The organism is Prevotella sp. P4-98, assembly GCF_002251405.1.
Lineage (GTDB): Bacteria > Bacteroidota > Bacteroidia > Bacteroidales > Bacteroidaceae > Prevotella.
The window spans coordinates 28765-45241 of record NZ_NPJC01000084.1 but is presented as its reverse complement, the minus strand read 5'-3'; the positions used below and the strand labels follow the sequence as shown (position 1 = coordinate 45241).

Below are 16477 nucleotides of genomic sequence, written 5' to 3'. Positions count from 1 at the left end.
TCTTTGCCCTACTGGAAGCCAACAGCATCCGTGTGAATCGCTTCAGAGCCGACTGTGGTTCGTGCTCGAAGGAAATTGTCAGTGAGATAGAGAAGCATTGCACGCACTTCTACATCCGCGCCAACAGATGCAGTTCGCTCTACGATGACTTGTTTTCACTGAGGGGATGGAAGACGGAGGAAATCAACGGCATCCAGTTTGAACTCAATTCCATTCTTGTTGAGAAATGGGAAGGCAAGTGCTATCGTCTTGTCATTCAGAGACAAAAGCGCATGGATGGAGAGCTTGACTTGTGGGAAGGTGAATACACCTACAGATGCATTCTTACCAACGATTATGACTCATCAACAAGAGACATCGTCGAATTTTACAACAAGCGTGGGGGCAAAGAGCGTATATTCGATGATATGAACAACGGATTCGGCTGGAACAGGCTCCCCAAGTCGTTCATGTCAGAGAACACCGTATTCCTTCTGCTTACGGCATTGATACACAATTTCTATAAGACCATCATTAGCAAGCTTGACACCAAGGCTTTCGGGCTCAAGGAAACGAGTCGCATAAAGGCTTTTGTCTTCAGATTCATCTCCGTACCTGCCAAGTGGATCATGACAGCAAGGCAATACGTGCTGAATATCTATACTGAAAACCGGGCTTATGCAAGACCTTTCAAAACTGGATTCGGATAAAGTCCGTTCCTTATGGTTTTAATCTGCGTATTGCCTCAAGTCGCATTGTGGGGTAAGGGGAAGGTATGCACAAATCGGACAAAATTCACGCTCATACTATCATGATGCATAGTGTTCAAGCTCTTTACTGCAATTGAGATTGCCATTGAGATTGCTTGCGGATTTTAGGAATAAACAAAGGAATAGTTCACGTTGAAACATACATCAGACACCTTCATGGTGGTAATGACCATAGACCTATCCTCGGTGGTGAAACAGTATTGGTAGGAAGGTTCATCGGATGCAGATACGAGAGTGTAGTGTTTCTTCAGATAGTCTATTATCAGACGGCTGTTGGAGATAAGTTCCGTATCAATGACTGAATACAGGGTGCTGTCGCTTCGCAAGAAACTATAGAGAATAGCCTCGTTGCCATTACCCGTCTTATATGCCAACTGAAAACTATCAGCGGTCTTGTTCTCTGCCTCGAAATGGTAACGCATCATTGTAACACTCATGTAAGCTGTTACTTCATCCAAGGACGCACCTTTGATGTGATACGGCTCTACCCATACTTTGAGCTCGGATGATGGTTTTTCAGTTCCTTCGATAATGTCATTATCACCACAAGAGGTAAACACTGTTGCCACCAACAATGACAGGATGGCGGTTAGGAAATACTTTTTCATTGTCTTTTTATTTTATTGGTTACTAATGTTTTGAACTATGTTCTCACGTCCACATATATATATGTATTCATGTCTATATGTATTCATGTCCACATGTGTACACGTCCACACATATACATGGCTACTTATCCACATGGCTACATCACCTCATGAATTTCTTTCGACCTGATTTTCTTCACCTTTCCGTGCTTGGACTCATAAGCCTCTATACCTTGTTTCATTACATATTCCATAAAGGAACGGATAGTAAAGCCTTCTTTGTGGGCAATGGCTTGCACCTTGTCCACAAGGGCTTTTGAGCATATAAAGGAGAAGTGTCGCCAAGTGTCATCAGGCTTTTCCTTGGTTGTTGCTTTCGTAGATGGTGCTAGAGCATCATTCTCTGGTAAAGGAGCAGCCGGATCTTCATACCTGTCCTGCGGCTTGACGACAGCATTTCCCAAGATATTGCCAAGCAGGATGTCCATATTCTTCTTTCCCATGGTCTTTATTGATTACGTGAAATAATCTCCTCCGTCAACGCAAGGTAATCTTTGGCTCCATTGGAGTTAGGGTCGTACTCGAAGATGCTTTTTCCGCTTCCTGCCGACTCGGCGAGGGCTATGTTCTCACGGATTCGGGTCTTCATGGTGATGCTTTCGTAGCGAGACTTTACGGCTTGCTCAACCACCTTGTTCAGTTTTCGATGGTTGAAGCGGGCTATGAACACACCTCCCAGGCGAAGAGAGGGCTTCACTCTTTGGAGGTTGGTCACAAAAGCATCAAGCATCCTCATTCCTTTGAGCGGAAGCAGCTCAGGAGTCATTGGCACGATGATTTCATCGGCTGCAAGAAAGGCATTCGTAGTGACGATGCCCAATGAAGGTGGGCAGTCGATGAGGATGTATTCATAGTCCTGTCTGATTGGGTCAAGAAGCCTACTGAGCAGCTGTTCTCTTGCCAGGAGATTGGTCAGGGCAATCTCCGCACTCGCCATTTCAAGTGAAGATGGCACAAGGTCGAGATTTTCCCTAATATGCTTCACTGGCAATGGTGCTCCATCTACGAGAGCATCAAAGATGCTGGTCTCAATCTCATCTTCGTTAGGGATGAAATACAATGTGAGATTTGCCTGTCCATCGAGGTCGATGAGCAGGACTTTCTTTCCCATTTGCGCCATGCAAGCCCCGATAGAGGCTGTGGAAGTGGTCTTTGACACCCCTCCTTTGTGGTTGGCGAACGTAATGATTTTCTGTTTCATACTTATTTCCATTATGTATATATGTATAAATGTGTACAACTATACAAGTCCACAAGGCTACGTGGCTACTTGTATTAACGTGTACAAAGTTACTGACGTTACTTTGGTTAGCCTTGTCACTTCTCCTGACAGCCTTTATAGTCAGGAGAAGTGTTAGGTGGTCAGAGTATAAACACCTCGTCTCTGAGTACTGTCACCTCTGCACCATTGCTCACTTGTACAAGCAGTTCCTTTCCATAATCTTCAATGATTGTAGCAAAGCGGCAGCCTTTCCATGGGGTTCCCAGTTCGCAAGACTCTCCCAATAATTCTGATTCATATTCGTACATATTCTGTGTAGGTTTAATGCGAGAGCACAAGGCTTGCTCATGCTCTCGCTTGTTTCTTATTCAAAAGTGAAGACCCGAATATAGAAGTAGGTTTCTTCATTCTCATACTCATACTCGTTGATGAAGTCAACCATCTGTTCCTCTGTGCGTTCTCCTTGTTCGATTCCGGTCTTTGATACCCATTCGTTGATAGCATCCTTCACCGTATCGTAAACGTCATCATAAGCGTCCTCAAATGGTTTGCCGTTTGAACTGACACAACACTCTTCGGGGAAAAAAGAGCCTTCATCATGGACGTAGTAAACTTCGCATCCACATTCACAAACTCGGTAACTGATAGAGAGTTCATCGTGTAGATGATGGTTTATCTCCTCAAAGAGTTCGGTGCACGCATCCCATGCGCTTTCTGTCTCAAACGATAGAAGAGTATTCTCGTCATCTTCCTCATACTCTGCCCAATAGATATGCCCTCTGACGCTGATTTGCTTTGCTCCGTAGTCGATGCCATAGAAGTCTGCCAATTCGTTCAGCCATACATTCTTGGTGTTCACATTCATGCCCTGAAGGGTCTTCCAAAGGTCGCTCACAGCCTTGCGAGAACCTGTCACCTTGTAGGTGGTAGTTGCCTGATTTGCCATAACTGTCTATTTGTTTATTGTGAAATGTGGGCGGTAGATGCACCGCCACACTATTAGTATTCTGCTATTACTGCGAAGGTGGCATGATGTTCAAGCCATTCTCTTACGCATTCCATATTATACTCGCTTGTGATGACTGCCGTTTGTTCGTCTATTGCGGTGAAACGTGTGCTTTCGTAATCGTCAATCCACTCTTTCAGATTGCCAACTCCCAAAAAAGCCACATCGTTAAAGACTTCATCTATTACTGCAATGGGCGAGTTAAATCTGACAACAAGTGTCTTATAATGAGTAATCATCTTGTTCCCTCCTTCCTTTTCATCCATTCATCACGCTTCTTCCGGCACTCTTCAAGCGTTGCGCATACACAAGAGAAGAGTTCGCCGTCCACATGTCGGTAGTCATATTGTACAAGTGTACGTCTCTTTCTGCCTATGCCCGACTGATATTTCTCGTATTTCTCAGCACCTGCGATGGTGCAGGTGCTTACTCCATTGATAGTCATTTTCTGTTCCATATCTGAATTGATAGAATTGTTACCATTCTGTGTAATAACTCTGGTCATTGCTTTCGCATTCTTCTGCCCACTCTTCATCTGTGAAGTCACTATGTAAGCAATCCTCGCTGCAATAGTAGGCTACTCCCATATCCACACAATAGCCTTCACGCATGAGTTTGCCGCACTCAGAGCATCTACGGCAGGCTCTGTCAGTGTCCCACCAATAATCCACAAAGGACTCAGCAATTACGTCTTCGCTTGTGTTCTCGTCCCACTTGTCACGGTAGAAGTCCGCAAACTTGTTCAACTCATCCTTGCTGAAAAGTTCCTGGTCTGTGCCACTAACACCCTTGGTCAGTCGGCTCAAAATCGATTCTCTTGTCGTCATATTGATATTGTTTTTTCTCCCTTTCGTAGATCAACTACTTCGGGAATGGTTAAAAATTATGTTGCTTTCAGAAGGTGTTACGGCTATCTTGGCAAGGTTTTGATGCAAAATACTACCCGAAAGGTGTGGAGATTTTCCATCAAAGCGGGCAGCCTTGACCTTGCAGGAGATGAGACGTAACCATTACCTTCGCAACAGAATTTCTACCGATTCCCAGAAGTCGATGTATGGCAATCATTATAACAGGAACACCCATTCGGCAAAGAAAAGGAGATGCATAAAAAAAGCGACCCGAAGGCCGCTCTTTGATGACGAGAAGGGTTATTTGCCCTTCTTTGTCTTGCTCTCCTGTGGAGCAGGAGTTTCTTCTTTCTCCACAGCTTCGTAGAACTTGGTTGCGACGAGAACCACACGGTTGTGCTTAACTCCATCGGCATCCTGCCATTCCTCAGGCTTGAAGTAGCCTTCTACCGTAAGGAGAGTTCCCTTTACAAGGCGATCGAAGGAAGAGGTGTTCTCGTTTTTGCGCCATGCCTCTACATTCATGAAGGCTGATGTGCGGTTTGTTTCCTCGCCATTCTTCTCAGTACGGCTGATGGCCAGTGAGAAACGTGCAACGCTTGCTGTTGAGAACTGATGGATGCTTGCATCCTTACCTACGAAACCGCTTACTACGAAAGAATTTTCAATCTTTTTCATAACTTTGATATTTTAGAAGTGAAACATTTATTTTTTACGTTGCTATCAGAGTTGGCAAGGAAAGCAGGCAAGCAAGGAATTACCGAATTATTTCACCTTGGCACAGAAAAGTTTTTTGGATGATGTCAGACGAAAAAGTTTTTGAAATAATTCAGGTAATAAGGCACTGATACTTGATACAATGCGGCTTGCACTAACTTTGCGACGGAAAAAGTAAGTGTGTCTGCTTCGTCCAAAATAAGAAGTGGAGAAAAGTGCAGAAAATCAAGTAGTCGGTGTTAGGTAAAGGAAACAGGTATCTATATCAGATAAACAAGCGATGCACAAACATCGTGCCGATAGCCGTTGAAGTATGGTCGGAAACTGAGCAACAGCATGAAGAGATTGGGGATGCAAATACGATGAAAAAGACGGAGAACGCACAAGGAAGGGAACATGAGGAAGGCACACCTGGGGATTAGGATGTCGAGAGTAAACGCAATACGGTTCTCGCAACGATTCACAGAAGCTAAAGAAAGAAGTAATTCAGCAAGGAGAAAAAAGAAGGACTGACCCTGCCGTCAATGAGCAGCCATCGGGCTCAACTTATGGCATGTAAGTTTAAGTTTAGAAATACTCATGTATATATACATGTTCTCCAAACTCAAATGTTTTCATGGTTTCAAGTCTATTACCCATACTTTCGAATGTAAAAAAGACGATTTTCCTTCAGTAGGGAGAAGGTATAAAAAAGAGCGACCGAAGCCGCTCTTTATGTAGTATCAATATGTAGATTTACCTGGCAAGGTATGTTTCAACCAGTGTATGCAGTTGTTCTATCGAGAGGTTGGAAGTACCTGTTTCTTCAATCTCTGCATACGCTGCTTTGTTTTTTGATATAACAAACTTACGCTCTTTTCCTTGTATCTCGCAAAGAAGATGGAAATTGCCTTTGTAAGTTTGTTCTACACGTACATTCTCATATAGAATGCCATCAATATCAAATGATGGTGAACTGCTATCAGGCAAGAAGCCCCAATTTGCCAGATGGTTGTTCAAGCAAGTTTCAACAGCAGCTATCCATTGCTGACCTACACCACATTCTTCTGCGTATTTACGGAACTTACAGATAGCAGAAGCAACCTCTTTGATAATGGTTTCTGCCTTTCTGATACCATTATCTTTGGCGAGAGCAAGAGCATCTTCAAAGGTTTGACCTTGCAGCTTTCCTTGCATCATAAGGCAGTGCATAGTCTCTGGAAGGAAACCTCCGACATTGAAAATATAGGTCATGTCATATGCTGGCGATAACTGCCAATGACCGTTTTCGTCCATTAGGAAAGAAAAGTTCTTATTGTGGTCATCGGTGTTGTTGGCAAGGATGTTGAACACCATCCTGCGAAATACCTCTTCCTGTGTGGATTCAGGAAGTCGCATCTTACGACATACCATCAGCAGTTTCTCGTAGCTGTCTGCTTCGGGGTATAAGGCAGCCAGTGTCTGCATGTGAAGCTTACGTTCCTCATCACGATCGAAACGATGCGTTATGAAGTGATTCTGTCCCTCAACTTCAATAAGTTCACATGGCATCATGTTGATACCAGCAGCTGTAGCCATTTTGTAATAAGCCATTTCAAGCTCAGCAGAAGAACGTGAAGGATCACCAAACTTAAGAATACAGTATTCAAACTCTTTTTGCCCAGCTATCTGTCCGCTTCTTATCTCACCAGTCTTTGGATTTATGGCAATGATGGCTTTAGGCTGTCTGCCACCTGCAGAGGTGCCAACAGCTATCAAGGATTGCATCGTCAAAGACTCATCTGGCATTATCTTTACGTTCTCACGCTCAGTGAATATCTTTTGAGCCAAGTCCGTCAAAGCTTTAAGATTGAGTTGTTCGGACTTCTTAATGCCAGATGATTCAGGGATAAACTCCAATGCTCCCATTCCTCGCTTGCCAATGAAAGAGAGAATTTCAAGAGGAGTGATTTCCTGGTTTCGGATGCCGTTCTGTATTCTCCAACATTCGAAGACTTGATTTCCCCAAGCATCAGGAAGCGAATCAGCAAGAAAAGGAGGCAATTTACGGTAAAGCTTCATTTCCTTATCTCCCATGATAGGACGACGGCTTGCAGGTGACTTGGTAGAAGCAATAAGAGGGAAAGGATCTAGTTCGCCACCGATAACAGCAGGATTGAACTCGAAGTACGAAATTCCTTTCCTGCCATCCCATGACAAACGACCGATCTCCTTGTCCCAGAGCATTATTTTAAGGGAGCTTGTTATCATGATTTCTTATGTCTAATTCGTTGAACCTTCTTTTCTGACTTGATGAGATATGCAGAATCTGGAAGTTCTGGCATCAGTTCGTCTAGAGTATTTATCTGGCCGATAGCCTTCATCAGCAATAGGAACGTACCAAGCGACATATTGCCTGACGTTCCGTTCTCAAACTTGTGAATGGTAGTAATGGTGATACCAGATTGCTCAGAGACATCCTTCTGCGTCATGTTACTACGCAGACGATAATCTTTGAATCTCGCTCCAAGCAGCTTTATCAATTCTGGTATGGAATATTCGTAATAATCAGCCATAATATCACACTTTTATTTTATACCTTACTATAATTTATATATTGTTTTATCGTCTATTTTATATTACGCTTATATTTATGACTGCAAAATTACGCAATGTTTTTGAAATAAATGCATAACGGCAAGGAAAATGTTGGATAAAGAGCAAATTTTATGGTTCTGTAAGGAAAAAGAGAGCCCAAAACACAAAAAAAGCGACCCGATGGCCGCTCTTTGATGACGAGAAGGGTTATTTGCCCTTCTTTGTCTTGCTCTCCTGTGGAGCAGGAGTTTCTTCTTTCTCCACAGCTTCGTAGAACTTGGTTGCGACGAGAACCACACGGTTGTGCTTGACTCCATCGGCATCCTGCCATTCCTCAGGCTTGAAGTAGCCTTCTACCATAAGGAGAGTTCCCTTTACAAGGCGGTCGAAGGAAGATGTGTTCTCATTTTTGCGCCATGCCTCTACATTCATGAAGGCTGATGTGCGGTTTGTTTCCTCGCCATTCTTCTCAGTACGGCTGATGGCCAGTGAGAAACGTGCAACGCTTGCTGTTGAGAACTGATGGATGCTTGCATCCTTACCTACGAAACCGCTTACTACGAAAGAATTTTCAATCTTTTTCATAACTTTGAAATTTTAGAAGTGAAACATTTATTTTTTACGTTGCTATCAGAGTTAGCAAGGAAAGCAGACAAGCAAGGAATTACCGAATTATTTCACCTTGGCACAGAAAAGTTTTTTGGATGATGTCAGACGAAAAAGTTTTTGAAATAATTCAGGTAATAAGACACTGGTACTTGATACAATGCGGCTTGCGCTAACTTTGCGACGGAAAAAGTAAGTGTGTCTGCTTCGTCCAAAACAAGAAGTGGAGAAAAGTGCAGAAAATCAAGTAATCGGTGTTAGGTAAAGGAAACAGGTATCTATATCAGATAAACAAGCGATGAACAAACATCGTGTCCATAGCCGTTGAAGGATGGTCGGAAACTGAGCAACAGTATGAAGAGCTTGGGGATGCAAATACGATGAAAAGACGGAGAACGCACAAGGAAGGGAACATGAGGAAGGCACACCTGGGGATTAGGATGTCGAGAGTAAACGCAATGCGGTTCTTGCAACGATTCACAGAAGCAAAAGAAAGAAGTAATTCAGCAAGGAGAAAAAGAAGGACTGACCCTGCCGTCAATGAGCAGCCATCGGGCTCAACTTATGGCATGTAAGTTTAAGTTTAGAATTACTCATGTATATATACATGTTCTCTAAACTCAAATGTCATGACCTCAAATGGCTTAGAACAGGAACAGAGATTGAGTTTACAGGTTTATGAAAGCCATATATATGTATATGACGAAATAAACTTGTATGAATAGATGATACTCCATTTTTTCTTTCTCTTTACTGAAGAAAGTTAAATTTTGGGGTGTTTTGACTGATTTCAGTATAAAAATGTCACAATGAAAAGTATTTGTGGTAATTTTGCATCATCATTAGAACAGGTAATATAGATTGCAACTCATACATCTTATCGGCAAGATGTCGGGCCAAGATAGAATTGCATTCTCCAAAAAGCATGAAAGCATATGTCAGAATGAACACATACAAGTTCTTCGAGGTGTTCATGTTGAACAACTGGATCTGCAGAATAAAGCAAGATTACGCTACGTTTTGATATGAGCACATAGCAATATTGTGTTATTGAATGTTAAATATGTTAATTTTACAATCTGCAAAATTAGGTTCAAAATGAAAAGAAGAGAAAGCAAAATTTAGACAAATAGCTGATAATCAAGCTAAAATGTTTTCAAAAGGACAGCGGCTCAACTATCGTTCATTTATTTGTAATACACTGATATTCAGACGTGTTGAACATCTGCGTGGGAAAGTAGAAAATGTTAATTAGAAGACATCTCCCCAATGGAAGGTCAAATCATGGCGAAATAACAAAAACCGCTGATATTCAAAGGATTAAGAGGGAAGTACAGAGAGTGTGACCAACGGCTCAATTACCGACCGTTACACACTATATACACTGATAGTCAGAGTGTTACACGCTCTGTATTGGAAAGTAGGACATGAAAACAAGAGAAAACAAACAGGAACACTACGGCATATTGGATTGATAATCAGTGATTTGCAGAAGAAAAACCGCCGTTTTCAACAACGGCTCAAACTCTGTTCCTGCATTGTGTTCATGTCTGATTATCAATGTGTTAGATGCTCTGCATCGGCAAATAATAAACTACATGAATCGGTCATTGCAACAAACATCATTCAATAATTATTTAAGTAAATATATCATTATGACAACAAAATGTATTGATACTATCAATCCCAAAGTGTTTTTTGCTAGTGCAAAAGAAATATGGATAGCCGTTGCTCTATTACAAAAACATATCGCCAAACAATTGCTTTCAAATGCGAAGACACTGGACACAAACCATATTCATATAATTGTCGGTATAGACTTACCAACAGAGCCGAGCGCAATAGAAACATTATACAATGCCGGCTGTGACATACAAGTCTGCAAAAGTAATGTTACCTTTCATCCCAAAGTATATGTTGTAAAGAGGCGAAATGGGAAATACTCATCTATCGTTGGCTCTGCAAATGCTACAACAGCTGGTTTTACCAGTAATATTGAACTATCAGTTCACAGCAATGATATTCGTTTTTCTAAATCTGTGATCGATTGGTTTAATCACATAGACAAACGAACCTTACGCAATGTGGATAAATGTTTTATTGAGACCTACAAACAAGAGTTCGTAGATAGGCAACAAAAGAATTTAGATCAAAAACATCAGCAAATAAAGCAGCGCATTCAACAACTTTGGAATACTGTGAATGAGTATAATAAAAGAGAGTTGATACAGCAACTAACAGAGACCCTTTCCAAGATAAGTATGATGTGACCCCAAAAAGTTGGACGGTTTATCTTATTTGTTTTGATGTTGTTTCCTGTATTGTACAGGACTCATGCCGAGCCTAAGCTTAATTCTCTTGTTGTTATAGTACGAGATATATTCCTCCAATTCCTTCTTGAAACATTTGATATCATCGAACGAGTTTACATATAGTAGTTCGTTCTTCATCAGTCCAAAGAAGTTCTCCATCATGGAGTTGTCCAAACAGTTGCCCTTTCGTGACATGCTTTGCACAATGCCTCTTTCTTGAAGCATATTCTGATACTCCTTGTGCTGGTAGTGCCAGCCCTGGTCAGAGTGCATGATAAGGCCTGCATAGTTGGCCTTGTTGCCAAAAGCCTTCTTTAGCATCTCGGTCACCATCTTCAGGTTCGGACTGTCTGATATTGTAAAGCTGACAATCTCTCCATTCCAGAGGTCAAGTATAGTAGACAGATAGCACTTGCGATCTTTTATATTGACCTGAGAAACGTCTGTAGCCCACTTCTGATTTGGACCAGTTGCGCTAAAATCACGCTCAAGCACATTAGGTGCCGTCTTGCCGATTTGTCCTTTATAAGACCGATAATGGCGTACTTTTCTCTTGGCCTGGAGTGACATTTCTTGCATAAGCCTTGCAACAGTCTTGTGATTGATGCAAATGCCTTGACTGCGGAGCTCAATACATATTCTCCTGTACCCGTAACGTCCTTTGTTCCTGGCGTATATGTCTGTTATCTTCTTACAGACTTCTTCGTACTTGTCTTGTTTCTGCTTGATGTGATAGAAGAAAGTTGAGCGAGCCATCCCTACGACCTTCAGCAGATGCTTGAGGTCGTGCTTTGGCCTTAATGATTGGATGGCTTGTGCCCAGTCTTTAGCTCTCGGGCCTCCCTTTCGTCCATTAAAGCCTTTACTTTTTTTAATAGCGCATTCTCTGCTCTGAGATAAGCAAGCTCTTCAAGTAACTCATCCTTACTGAGCTGCCTGTCATTTATCTTCTTTGATACCATTTTCTGAGGTTTGTGTGATAATGGCAAAGTGCTGAAAGGCAAGTGACTCTCAGCCTGATAGGCTTTGTACCAGGTTCTAAACTGGACCTGAGAAACCTTGTGCTCAACACAGAACCGGAGCAAAGGTACATCTTTTTTCTGATATTCATGAATCAAAAACATTTTTTCTGATTCAGAATACACCCTGTACTTGCGTTTCTTGAGTCCTGCTTTACCGAAGATTTCGTAGTTGAGGTGCCATAACTGTTGCAAAGAGAAACTGACGCCTGTGAGTTCTCTTATCGTCTGCGCAGGCATTCCGTTCTCAATCATCTGACAGATAGCCAGACGTTCTTTCAATGAGCGTTTCTTATACTTCATATTCTTGTTGGTTGTGTCCAACTTTTGGGGTTCAGTTCAGTAGTAGCCACAATTTTCGCGATAGAGATAAAGTTGTAGAAGATTTACGAGCTGCAATGGATGTCAAGCACGGCTTTAGAAGTTTTAATAGCAAACAATTTGTTGAAATTGCAGAATTAGGACGAATAAGAAGTAGTCAACGAAATACATTTTATCAAGATGATACAATTAATGCCATAAAAAGGGCATATACGGCTTCAGAAGAAGACTTAGCAAATGCTATCGACAATCTATGTTCGTGTAAAGATATCGGTATCGGTTATGCATCTAAAATAATGTGCGTGAGGAATCCCAAGAAGTTTATGGTTATTAATGGACCTGCAAAAGAATTCCTAAAACGTTTTGGGGTCAAAGGAATCTCTGGGAAAATATCCGGAAAACGATATTTAGAGATTTTACAAGAAATTGCTGGCTTAATTAAAGATATTCCCGGATTAAACGATTTTGCTCATTTTGACTGTTTAATATGGAACTAACATACAAGAAATGAAGGCAGTAGAAGGTATTTCTAAACATAGAAGCCCCCAGTAATGTCCATGATATAGGACAGAGTTTTTTTTTGAAGAAAGGAGGTAAATCACCTTCACCCATGCTATTTTCGTAACGCTTCGGAGCAAGGCAAAAGTCAACTCCATTTATGCTTGAACGATATATTTGCGTGTTCGGGATTACCCCAGACCCGCAAGTTGTTGACAAACTTTTCAAAGAGCTCATTTTATTTACTGCCAGAGCCGCTTAGGCTTGGCTAATTTTTAACGAACTATTGATTATCTGCATATCTATGACTGGCAAAAGAATTATATATTGCATTTTGATTCATCTGTCGTGTTGTCTTTTAACACACGCTCAGGACAAGCGTGCATTACTTATTGGCATTTCACAATATGGCAATAATACAGGATGGAAAAATATTCATGGCGCGAACGATGTGGATTTAATGAAATCTGTGCTAAAAGGCTTTTCCATAAGAGAACTTAAGAACGCCAATGCTACGTATGACAACATTATTAAAGAGTTGAATTATCTCACAAAAAAAACTAAAGAAGGAGATCTTGTTTATATCCATTTTTCTGGTCATGGACAACCATTTGAGGATATAAATGGAGATGAACAAGATGGTTGGGACGAGTCCTTCATCCCTTTTGACGCCCATTTATATTATGAACAAAATGTTTATTCGGGAAATAAACATTTAACAGATGACATATTAAACACATACCTTATCAAAATCCGTAAAAAAATTGGAGAACATGGAATACTATACGTTACTATAGATGCTTGTCATGCAGGAAATTCATATCGAGAGTCAGAAGAAGACATCTACAGAGGCACCGGAAAAGGGTTTTCTAAAAACAACAAGATATATAAAGTTCCAAAGACACAAAAACGATATTATAATATTGACGACATTAGAGGATATTCCCCTATTGTTATGCTGGAAGCATGTCAATCGCACCAAAGAAATACCGAAGTATATATAAAAGACACTTATTATGGACCTTTAACCTATGCAATTTACAAGACTCTTCAAACCAAAAGCATAGATAAGCAGGCAAAATGGACAAAAAATTTAGACTCTACAATGCAAGATCTGTTACCTTCATGGAATAGACAAAAAATGGTTGTGGAATGTAGCATCAAATAATAGAAGCATTATTCTTATGGGGCGTTTTATATTAATCATAATACATATCTTTTTTATCCTTGGCCCAATCTTTGCTCAAAGGTCAAGCACAGATAGTATTATTGGTTATGTTAATAATGCCATTGAAAAAGAGTCATTCAAGAAAGCTTGGCGTGAGATACATGCTAACAGACATTTATTCATTCAATCAAATCAATTGTTTGAGTACAATTATTCATTATCGAATATATACAAAGGAACATACCAATATCTTGATGACGACACTCTTAAGAATGAAAACATTGAAGCCCTAGAGTATGTCGCCAACGAATTCTTTAATGGGAAACAGGAAGAGATAGAAGAGAAATATGGAAGTATGTGGGAGAAACTATATTGGCTTTCTAGAATCTACCACTGCACTAACAACATCTTTTTTCGACATTTCACAGAAAAGTGTCGTGATGTTTACAAAAATAGCAGATACAAGAATGATCAGTATTATTTGTCACTGATATACACATACATCAATTATGCAATCAGGAATAATGAAGATTGGTCATATGTTTTGTTATATACTCCTGTTTCCGAAATAGGAAGCATGGATTCACATTCTGATTTGGCACTAGCAGTAGCTCTTCACCAAAGAGGCATCGCACTTCTTTGGAAAGAGATTTCAAACAGAGAATATCAACTAAGAAACGGCAGCATTGATTTGGGCTTTGACTTAGACAGTAATCCATTGCTAGACATGGGGAAAGGTTATTTAGACGCAGCGCAAGACATATACGACAAATGTAAACTCAAAGACACAAAACTACTAAAGAAACAACTTACTTCGGATTACAAGCTCTATGACTGGCTAGTGAATAATCCAAATAGCACAAACTATAACGATTCCTATTCTTCCTTTACTGCAGTGTGTCTGTATGACATCTTACCAATGGAGTGCTACGAACCCATTAGTTTACAGCTAAATAAAATTCAAGAAGAGAATTATAATGCCTTCAAGCAATCGACAGAATATCTGGTTGATAGGAATTATAAAGATGCAGCCCTCTGTTTAACGGAAATAGCACCATCGGTGATAGTACCCCAAGACATCAATCTGTGTTATTTCAATATGGTATCAAGTTTTGCAATGTATGATTCAGAAAAAGCAAATAAATACCTAACTCAATACTATAATACTGTTAAAGAATTCATAATTCCCTACATCTTCAAGAAAAAAACAGAATATGAAAGACAAAGAATCTGGAAATCGATAACATTGACATTGGAACAGCTAAGCATGAAAACAGCTTTGATGTATCCAGAATCAAAAGCCGCTATTATTGCTTATGACATCTTCCAGACAATCAAGAACTTTGAAACAGAAACTACAAACTATATAAGATACGCAAACAAGAATGGAGAGTTTGACGAATTCACGCAAAACTCTCTACAATACTATAATCAGAAAAGAGACTCTCTCTATTATGGAAATACGAAAGGGAAATATTTTGCCGGAAACCTGGAGCAACTAGAATTAAACAAGATGTTGCTTAATGACAAGATACGCACAAATGAAATATTAAACGGAATCTATTCGTATAAAACTATATCAAGGAGACTAAATCGCAAAGCTTCTTTGATAGAATACTGTGTATACATTGATATTGAAGGCAACGAACGATATGCAGCTTTTATCATTAACACAGAAGAAGAAAACCCTGCATTAATTGACATATGCTCAGTCAAGGAGGCATCTGTATTTCTTTCTAAAGACAGTGCAGCAATAAACGACACGTATTCAAACAACAAAATATATTCTACATTCTTCAGAAAGCTTGAACCATTTCTTCTTCACGATACGATAATAGTGTGTCCAGTTGGTGTCCTAGAAGCTGTTAACTTCGATGCTATTTATCATGACAGGAAGAGGTTAATGGATAAATACACTTTTTATCGTGCCTATTCTGGACATAGTTTTTTTAAAGCGGTAAGAAACCGTCATGAAGGGGGAAATCAAGCGACTTTGTATGGAGGGATTGCATATTCAAAGGAACAGATTAAAGAGGCTGAATATGCAGACAGACATTTTAGATTATCCAGGGGCGAGCGTTCTGTTAGAGGATCACTACAATACCTCCAGTATTCGTCAGAGGAAGTTGCAAACATTCGTAATATTATAGAAGAAAAAGATATTAAGACAAAGATATTGAGTGGACAAAGAGCAACTGAGTCTAGCTTTACCGAACTTGACGGTAAGGCTCCTACAATATTGCATATCGCTACTCACGGATTCTTCATATCAGATAATGAGGATTTAGAAACTCATTCATTCTTCAACAATTTAGAACTATACCAAGATAACAAATTACTTCGCACTGGGCTATTCTTAGCAAATTCCTATGAAACATGGAATGGTAACTTGCCTCCCACATCAAGTAACGACGGTATTTTAACTGCCTACGAAATATCTAAAATGGATTTGTCGAATGTTAGTTTAGCCGTACTCTCTGCATGCGAAACAGCAAATGGTTTCGTTGATAACATAGAAGGAACTCAGGGATTACAATACGCTTTCAGACAAGCAGGAGCCGGCTCTATGCTATTAAGTCTTTGGAAAATAGATGATGCTGTGACATACCAGTTTATGGACGAGTTCTATTCAACTCTTTTCGCGCAGAATGACATGCTAAAAGCATATCAATCAGCACTTAAAAAGATAATGGATGAGTATCCGGAACCGTATTATTGGGCAGGATTTATCCTAATCTACAACTAACATATTCTTTAGATAAAAATGAGCTACCAGAATCTGTATTGGGGCTTTTAGCTCATACGAAA

At 40.3% G+C, this 16477-nt stretch carries 18 protein-coding genes and 2 pseudogenes; 6 read left to right on the top strand and 14 right to left on the bottom strand.

Annotated features, from left to right (window positions below):
• Positions 1-689, top strand: a pseudogene (locus tag CIK96_RS12855) (IS1380-like element IS614 family transposase); the annotation flags it as partial.
• Positions 690-853: 164 nt separating this feature from the next.
• Here the strand turns inward: CIK96_RS12855 and CIK96_RS12850 are convergent.
• The 12 genes from CIK96_RS12850 to CIK96_RS12790 all read right to left on the bottom strand — a co-directional run bounded on the left by CIK96_RS12850 (position 854) and on the right by CIK96_RS12790 (position 8330).
• Positions 854-1357: a hypothetical protein gene (locus CIK96_RS12850; RefSeq protein WP_094378781.1), complete on the bottom strand. Its 504-nt coding sequence runs from the start codon at positions 1355-1357 to the stop codon at positions 854-856.
• Between the two features lie 137 nt (positions 1358-1494).
• Entirely contained in the window at positions 1495-1839 is a 345-nt protein-coding gene (locus tag CIK96_RS12845) for a hypothetical protein (RefSeq protein WP_094378783.1), read from the bottom strand.
• A 5-nt stretch (positions 1840-1844) separates the two neighbouring features.
• Entirely contained in the window at positions 1845-2597 is a 753-nt protein-coding gene (locus CIK96_RS12840; RefSeq protein WP_094378785.1) for a ParA family protein, read from the bottom strand.
• A 161-nt stretch (positions 2598-2758) separates the two neighbouring features.
• Positions 2759-2926, bottom strand: coding sequence for a ribonuclease P (locus tag CIK96_RS12835; protein WP_144007540.1), 168 nt, complete (start codon positions 2924-2926; stop codon positions 2759-2761).
• 56 nt (positions 2927-2982) lie between these two features.
• Complete coding sequence (locus CIK96_RS12830; RefSeq protein ID WP_094440821.1) at positions 2983-3564, bottom strand: hypothetical protein; 582 nt, start codon at positions 3562-3564, stop codon at positions 2983-2985.
• Positions 3565-3617: 53 nt separating this feature from the next.
• Entirely contained in the window at positions 3618-3863 is a 246-nt protein-coding gene (locus CIK96_RS12825; protein ID WP_173839808.1) for a hypothetical protein, read from the bottom strand.
• Positions 3860-4081: a DUF3873 domain-containing protein gene (locus CIK96_RS12820; RefSeq protein ID WP_094378790.1), complete on the bottom strand. Its 222-nt coding sequence runs from the start codon at positions 4079-4081 to the stop codon at positions 3860-3862. Before CIK96_RS12820 ends, CIK96_RS12825 begins: the two co-directional genes overlap by 4 nt.
• Positions 4082-4100: 19 nt before the next feature.
• Positions 4101-4451 (bottom strand): hypothetical protein, encoded by a 351-nt coding sequence (locus CIK96_RS12815; protein ID WP_094378792.1) that lies wholly within the window; start codon positions 4449-4451, stop codon positions 4101-4103.
• 321 nt (positions 4452-4772) lie between these two features.
• Positions 4773-5150: a single-stranded DNA-binding protein gene (locus tag CIK96_RS12810; protein ID WP_027326084.1), complete on the bottom strand. Its 378-nt coding sequence runs from the start codon at positions 5148-5150 to the stop codon at positions 4773-4775.
• A 774-nt stretch (positions 5151-5924) separates the two neighbouring features.
• Complete coding sequence (locus CIK96_RS12800) at positions 5925-7418, bottom strand: type II toxin-antitoxin system HipA family toxin (RefSeq protein WP_254047142.1); 1494 nt, start codon at positions 7416-7418, stop codon at positions 5925-5927.
• Positions 7415-7723, bottom strand: a complete 309-nt coding sequence (locus CIK96_RS12795; protein ID WP_094383297.1) for a helix-turn-helix domain-containing protein — start codon at positions 7721-7723, stop codon at positions 7415-7417. The genes CIK96_RS12800 and CIK96_RS12795 overlap by 4 nt, the downstream gene beginning before the upstream one ends.
• A 229-nt stretch (positions 7724-7952) precedes the next feature.
• Positions 7953-8330, bottom strand: coding sequence for a single-stranded DNA-binding protein (locus CIK96_RS12790; RefSeq protein WP_094378795.1), 378 nt, complete (start codon positions 8328-8330; stop codon positions 7953-7955).
• A 1676-nt stretch (positions 8331-10006) separates the two neighbouring features.
• On the opposite strand from CIK96_RS12790, the gene CIK96_RS12785 reads away from it, so the two are divergent.
• Positions 10007-10621: a phospholipase D family protein gene (locus CIK96_RS12785; RefSeq protein ID WP_158214877.1), complete on the top strand. Its 615-nt coding sequence runs from the start codon at positions 10007-10009 to the stop codon at positions 10619-10621.
• Between the two features lie 24 nt (positions 10622-10645).
• Here the strand turns inward: CIK96_RS12785 and CIK96_RS12780 are convergent, their stop codons facing one another.
• Positions 10646-11539 carry an IS3 family transposase gene (locus CIK96_RS12780; protein WP_144007539.1) on the bottom strand — a complete coding sequence of 298 codons (894 nt, stop codon included), beginning with the start codon at positions 11537-11539 and terminating at the stop codon, positions 10646-10648.
• Complete coding sequence (locus CIK96_RS12775) at positions 11461-11985, bottom strand: transposase (protein ID WP_144007538.1); 525 nt, start codon at positions 11983-11985, stop codon at positions 11461-11463. Before CIK96_RS12775 ends, CIK96_RS12780 begins: the two co-directional genes overlap by 79 nt.
• On the opposite strand from CIK96_RS12775, the gene CIK96_RS12770 reads away from it, so the two are divergent.
• The 4 genes and pseudogenes from CIK96_RS12770 (at position 11964) to CIK96_RS12760 (ending at position 16415) form a co-directional block, all read left to right on the top strand.
• Complete coding sequence (locus CIK96_RS12770; RefSeq protein WP_144007537.1) at positions 11964-12500, top strand: hypothetical protein; 537 nt, start codon at positions 11964-11966, stop codon at positions 12498-12500. The two genes, CIK96_RS12775 and CIK96_RS12770, sit on opposite strands and share 22 nt — an antisense overlap.
• Before the next feature lie 158 nt (positions 12501-12658).
• A pseudogene (locus CIK96_RS13735) lies at positions 12659-12763 on the top strand (transposase); the annotation flags it as partial.
• A gap of 42 nt (positions 12764-12805) precedes the next feature.
• Positions 12806-13669, top strand: a complete 864-nt coding sequence (locus CIK96_RS12765; protein ID WP_094440814.1) for a caspase family protein — start codon at positions 12806-12808, stop codon at positions 13667-13669.
• Between the two features lie 16 nt (positions 13670-13685).
• Positions 13686-16415: a CHAT domain-containing protein gene (locus tag CIK96_RS12760; RefSeq protein ID WP_094440813.1), complete on the top strand. Its 2730-nt coding sequence runs from the start codon at positions 13686-13688 to the stop codon at positions 16413-16415.
• Positions 16416-16477: the final 62 nt, after the last annotated feature.

Bases quoted from the DNA above. Each gene is read 5' to 3' on its own strand.
- CIK96_RS12850 (WP_094378781.1), bottom strand. From the start codon at position 1,357: ATGAAAAAGTATTTCCTAACCGCCATCCTGTCATTGTTGGTGGCAACA.
- CIK96_RS12845 (WP_094378783.1), bottom strand. From the start codon at position 1,839: ATGGGAAAGAAGAATATGGACATCCTGCTTGGCAATATCTTGGGAAAT.
- CIK96_RS12840 (WP_094378785.1), bottom strand. From the start codon at position 2,597: ATGAAACAGAAAATCATTACGTTCGCCAACCACAAAGGAGGGGTGTCA.
- CIK96_RS12835 (WP_144007540.1), bottom strand. From the start codon at position 2,926: ATGTACGAATATGAATCAGAATTATTGGGAGAGTCTTGCGAACTGGGA.
- CIK96_RS12830 (WP_094440821.1), bottom strand. From the start codon at position 3,564: ATGGCAAATCAGGCAACTACCACCTACAAGGTGACAGGTTCTCGCAAG.
- CIK96_RS12825 (WP_173839808.1), bottom strand. From the start codon at position 3,863: ATGATTACTCATTATAAGACACTTGTTGTCAGATTTAACTCGCCCATT.
- CIK96_RS12820 (WP_094378790.1), bottom strand. From the start codon at position 4,081: ATGGAACAGAAAATGACTATCAATGGAGTAAGCACCTGCACCATCGCA.
- CIK96_RS12815 (WP_094378792.1), bottom strand. From the start codon at position 4,451: ATGACGACAAGAGAATCGATTTTGAGCCGACTGACCAAGGGTGTTAGT.
- CIK96_RS12810 (WP_027326084.1), bottom strand. From the start codon at position 5,150: ATGAAAAAGATTGAAAATTCTTTCGTAGTAAGCGGTTTCGTAGGTAAG.
- CIK96_RS12800 (WP_254047142.1), bottom strand. From the start codon at position 7,418: ATGATAACAAGCTCCCTTAAAATAATGCTCTGGGACAAGGAGATCGGT.
- CIK96_RS12795 (WP_094383297.1), bottom strand. From the start codon at position 7,723: ATGGCTGATTATTACGAATATTCCATACCAGAATTGATAAAGCTGCTT.
- CIK96_RS12790 (WP_094378795.1), bottom strand. From the start codon at position 8,330: ATGAAAAAGATTGAAAATTCTTTCGTAGTAAGCGGTTTCGTAGGTAAG.
- CIK96_RS12785 (WP_158214877.1), top strand. From the start codon at position 10,007: ATGACAACAAAATGTATTGATACTATCAATCCCAAAGTGTTTTTTGCT.
- CIK96_RS12770 (WP_144007537.1), top strand. From the start codon at position 11,964: ATGAGCGTTTCTTATACTTCATATTCTTGTTGGTTGTGTCCAACTTTT.
- CIK96_RS12775 (WP_144007538.1), bottom strand. From the start codon at position 11,985: ATGAAGTATAAGAAACGCTCATTGAAAGAACGTCTGGCTATCTGTCAG.
- CIK96_RS12765 (WP_094440814.1), top strand. From the start codon at position 12,806: ATGACTGGCAAAAGAATTATATATTGCATTTTGATTCATCTGTCGTGT.
- CIK96_RS12760 (WP_094440813.1), top strand. From the start codon at position 13,686: ATGGGGCGTTTTATATTAATCATAATACATATCTTTTTTATCCTTGGC.